This window comes from Mesobacillus boroniphilus JCM 21738 (genome assembly GCF_000517385.1).
In the GTDB taxonomy this organism is placed as follows: Bacteria; Bacillota; Bacilli; order Bacillales; family Cytobacillaceae; genus Mesobacillus; species Mesobacillus boroniphilus.
The window spans coordinates 1-4,610 of record NZ_BAUW01000155.1 but is presented as its reverse complement, the minus strand read 5'-3'; the positions used below and the strand labels follow the sequence as shown (position 1 = coordinate 4,610).

4 protein-coding genes are annotated in these 4,610 nt (G+C 38.2%); all 4 read left to right on the top strand.

The features are described 5' to 3' along the window. Positions 1–597 precede the first annotated feature (597 nt). Positions 598–1,326 (top strand): hypothetical protein, encoded by a 729-nt coding sequence (locus JCM21738_RS22830; RefSeq protein ID WP_052019845.1) that lies wholly within the window; start codon positions 598–600, stop codon positions 1,324–1,326. A 31-nt stretch (positions 1,327–1,357) separates the two neighbouring features. Next, entirely contained in the window at positions 1,358–3,331 is a 1,974-nt protein-coding gene (locus JCM21738_RS21035; RefSeq protein WP_052019843.1) for a hypothetical protein, read from the top strand. A 454-nt stretch (positions 3,332–3,785) separates the two neighbouring features. After that, positions 3,786–4,067 (top strand): hypothetical protein, encoded by a 282-nt coding sequence (locus JCM21738_RS21030; protein WP_023613650.1) that lies wholly within the window; start codon positions 3,786–3,788, stop codon positions 4,065–4,067. A 349-nt stretch (positions 4,068–4,416) separates the two neighbouring features. Beyond that, the coding region (locus tag JCM21738_RS26375) for a hypothetical protein (RefSeq protein ID WP_035210147.1) at positions 4,417–4,610 on the top strand (194 nt) is incomplete at its 3' end.

Below are 4,610 nucleotides of genomic sequence, written 5' to 3'. Positions count from 1 at the left end.
TCAAGTTAAATAATTATCATTAGGATCTGGATTATTTCCAGGTCTTTTTTTATCTTATAAGAAAGTATAAAACTTTTTACTTAGATTAGTGTCTAGCTCCAGCGCCTAGCCCATCGAGACGTTTCGGTCCGCCCGATGAAGTCAAAGAGCGACTTCACCAGTCGGCCCTCCAACGCTTGTCGGGGCTGAACAAGGCGCTTGCGCTTTTCTTATTTGGGTAGGAAAATATATTTTATTGAAATTTGCAAGTAAAGAGGCTGCGAGTTTTGTAAAGTAAATATTTTTGCCATGGAAGGGAATATCGAGAAATTCGAGAGCATATGGTAGTAAAGTGTGAGTCTTTAAGTTTAATTTACCACCAGAGGAAACATTTACTAACCAATCTACCCCCTAAAAGCCAAAAAAAAGGTAGAAGTTCCTCGATAAATGTATTATTATAGAAATTGTAAAAGTTGTTGGGAGTGTTACCAATCAATGAACTCTTTTACAAAATAATACTAAAAATCTAGTAGGAAACAACTTAATAGGTTGATATTTCCATAGAACTTTAGTATACTTAGCTTTAAGTTTGTTAGGCAATGAGAAGGGGATCTAGCTTTGAACCGATTCGTTGCAAAAATAATATTTTTATCAGGGAGGAAATACAAACTTATGAAAAAGAAAGCTTTCAAAGTTGCTACTGCTTCTGCTATCGCTGCATCTGCATTCGTAGCTGCTGCACCTGCACAAACAGATGCTGCTAGCAATGTCGCTGTTGAAGTTAGCAAAGCTGTCACTCAAATGAAAAAGGCATACCACACTTACAGTGATATCACTGCAAGCGGTGAGTTCCAAGATCTAACGGTTGTATACAAAGAATACAACGCTGCAAAAGTTGCATACAACAATGCAAAGGCTCTAGTTAAACAAGCTGGCGGATCTATGCAAGCTGCATACGAAGCACAATTAGACGTTACATATAACGACTACATTGCTAAGCGCGTAATTACTTATATTGATGCTTACAACTACGCTGTAACTCTAGATGCTAAGAGAGAAAGCCTTGAAGCTGCATTAACAGCTAAGAACTGGGATGCTGCTGAAAAGCTTTACCACGAAATCTCTTACGAACTAAAAACTCGCACAGTAATCCTTGACCGTGTATACGGTAAGACTACTCGTGAACTTTTAAGAGGCGAATTCAAAGCTGACGCACAAGACGCTCGTGACAGCATCGCTGTTGAAGTAACTGTGAAAATGGCTCTTGATGTAGCTGCTAAAGAACTAGCTGAAAAAGATCTTTCTGCTGCAAAAGCTGCTCTAGACAAAGCTGCTGAGTGTTGGTAAGCTTGACAAAGACACTGACTTCGGTAAAGACTTGCTTACTAAGAACGCAGAAGCTTCTGCTCAATACGAAGCTCTTTTAACTCCTGCAGTTGAAAGTGTAAGTGCGATTAACGCTAAAACAATTGAAATTAAATTTAATAAGCCAATGAAAGAGAGCACATTGGTAAATTCTGGAGCTACGGATACTCTAAATAGCACAAACGTTGTAATTGATGAAGTTGGTACAGCTTCAGTTGTTACTGATGCAAGCGTTTTAGCTAGCTTAAGTGCTGATGGAAAAACTTTAACTCTTACAGCTGCTGGTGCAGAATACTTTAAGGGTCAGTACACTATTTTAGTTAAGAAGGAAGTAGAATCCGCTAAAGACGAAGCATTAACTGCTTACTCAAGTGTATTAACTGTAAATGACACTGTTCGTCCAAGTGTGGTCGGCGTTTCATATACTGATAGTACTACTGCAGTAATTAAATTCAGTGAGCAACTTCAAGGTCCAGGCTCAGTAACCTTCGCTCGTGCAGATGGTGTAGCATTTACTGGAGCAGCGCCTTCAGCATCATTAGATGCAGATGGTAATATTGAAGTAAACCTAAGCGGAATCAACGCAGCAGACGTAGATAAGGATATCACTGTTACAATCGTGGGAGCCGTTGACTATGTTGGCAACCTAGTTTCTCCAAACCCAGTTACTGCAACTGTGAAATTATCTACTGCTGATCAAGTTGCACCAACAGTTTCAACTGTAACAGCACTAGCAAACAATAAACTAGAAGTTAAGTTTTCTGAGCAACTTAATGGCAATCCAACAGTCGTAGTACCAGGAGCTACCGTAACTGGTTATATCAAAGATTCTACTGATCCAACAAAGTATATCGTTTCTTTAGATACTAGATTAACTGGATTACAGAATGTTACAGTATCTGGGTTTAGCGATAAGAGCTTAAATGCTGGTTCTTCTACTGTAAAGATTGTTAACTTCTCAGTTGACACTGTAGATCCAACTGTTGCAGCTACTCGTGTTGAAAAAATAAATGGTGTTGAACACCTAATTGTTACTTTCAATGAAAGTGTATCACCTGTGAATGCTAAAGCGATTGCTGGAACTGTTGTAAAAGACTTTGTTACTAGCAGTGCTTCTATCACAACTTCATCACTTAACTTCTCTCTTTATAATCCAGTAAACGGTATGTCAAACTCTGTTAAACTCGACATCACTGCTTTAACTGCAGGTGCATACACAGTTACACTTCCAACTGGTGTAGTACAAGATCTAAATGGAAGAGATAGTGTTTCTAAACAAGTTTCATTTACTAGAGACAGCAACACAGATGCAACTAAACCAGAAATCGATACTACTGTGGACGCTTCTGAACTTGCACCACTAGTAGCTTCAAACGGAATTACAGTTACTGGTTCAAACAAGTTAACTGTTTCTTTCGACAAAAAGCTTGATGGAGCTTCTGCTACTAATGCAGCTAACTATCGTATCGAAGGTGCTGTAGTTACTTCAGCAGTATTGACTTCAAACACTACTTCTGCTGCTACTGTAGAATTAACATTAGATAATAATGTTAGTGTAACTGGACTAAGAAATGTAACTATCAGTGGAGTAAAAGCAGATAATGGTGTAGTAATGAATGACTATCATACTACTGAATACTTAACTGAAAATGTTAAACCAACATTTACAGCTAAGTTAACAGCTGCAAATGCAATTACTTTAACTTTCAGTGAAAATGTAATTAATGTAATTGGCACAACTGGTGAAGCTGCAGACGACTTCGTTGTTAAAGTTGATGGAGTAGATGTAACAACATTTGCCGCTTCTCCAATGGTTGTTTCTGAGAATGGAACAGACGGTGGAAAAACATACACTATTACATTCGATAGAAACTTAACATCTGATGAGTATGCAAAAGCTATCACTGTAACTGCTGCAAATGGTTTAGATGTTGAAGATCAAAATAGAAATGCATTAACTTTCACTTCTGTTAATGTGTCTAAATAATTTTTGACAGAAGGGAAACAACGAGGACGGTACTCGCGTCCCTTCGTATCCCGAAATAGTTTGAAGAAATGCACGATGGGTAGCGTTTGCTGCTCATCGTGTTTTTTTCATTCCTTAGGTGGGGCCATTTAGTAATATCAAAGACAAGAGTCCTGGTGCGACAAAGGAAAGGTTCCTGGGTCGCTTCGGGAGTAGAAATGTCCTATTTAAGTGTTAATGAGGTCCAATAATGTGTGGCTATTGATGGTGATGATTGTTTAGAAACTGACGGATTGGCTGTCAAAAACTTAGGAAAAGCATTACTTTGATCCATTGTGAGTAAGGGAAACAGTTTTTGACTCTTCAGAATCTGTAAAAGTAATTGGGATCAGAATGGTTAACCGTGTTATGAAGAGGTCGAAACGTGCAAAGTTTGACAGATTCTAATTCGAGTATATTTGGAGGATTGGAACTGATGAAACCATTAGAGGTAAGATATATATTCAAACGAACTCTCTTTGAATCCGAAGAGGAAAGAATTGTTGATTTGATTACGGTTAGCAAAGAGGAACATTATGAAAAGGAACTTACTATCGAGATTCTTGCTTCTTCGTTAAAAGAAACTAGCATCTTTAAAGCGAATAGGAAGCTATTAAAAGAACTCAATCATTCCCCTGAATTCAAACAGTATATATCTGAAGAATATGCTCTTGATCTATGTAAGAGAATACAAGCAAATCAAGAACTAGAACTTTAGGTACTTATAAGAAATACTGTACAGCTTTACTGCGTCCTAGAACACCAGGGCCAGTTTTTATAGCAGACAATCGGAAGTTTTGTCCGAAAAAAGGCACGATGAGCAGTGACTGTTCATCGTGCTTTTTGTCATTCTCTCCTTTTTCAGACACTAGTAATTTCTAATAGCCAGAGAAGAATGGAACTATGAGTCTAGCCTATGGGATTTCAAACCTGAACATACCGCTCACTTCCCGCTGCTGGGGCTTTTTGAGTGAGTATTTATTTAAAGCCGTTTAAGGTATGCTTTTTGAAGCATTTAATTAGAGGTGAGTTTTACTACAGTTAGAGCAAGTTACAACTCGCGGTGGATGAACTGGTATCCCACTAAAAGAAAACCATCCAGTACATCAATAGCTGAGATAGATGCATTGGATGGTTCATTTTTATCACGAGAGCTATGCTATAGGGACGGTAGGGTTGAAGTTCTTACGATGAAATTCATTCTTTCAGTATTGCAGGAGGAAGAGATCCTCTCACTAAAGCCGCTTGAGTTTGGTCTATA

Excerpts from the sequence above, each read along its gene's own strand:
- JCM21738_RS21030 (WP_023613650.1), top strand. The coding sequence starts at position 3,786 with ATGAAACCATTAGAGGTAAGATATATATTCAAACGAACTCTCTTTGAA.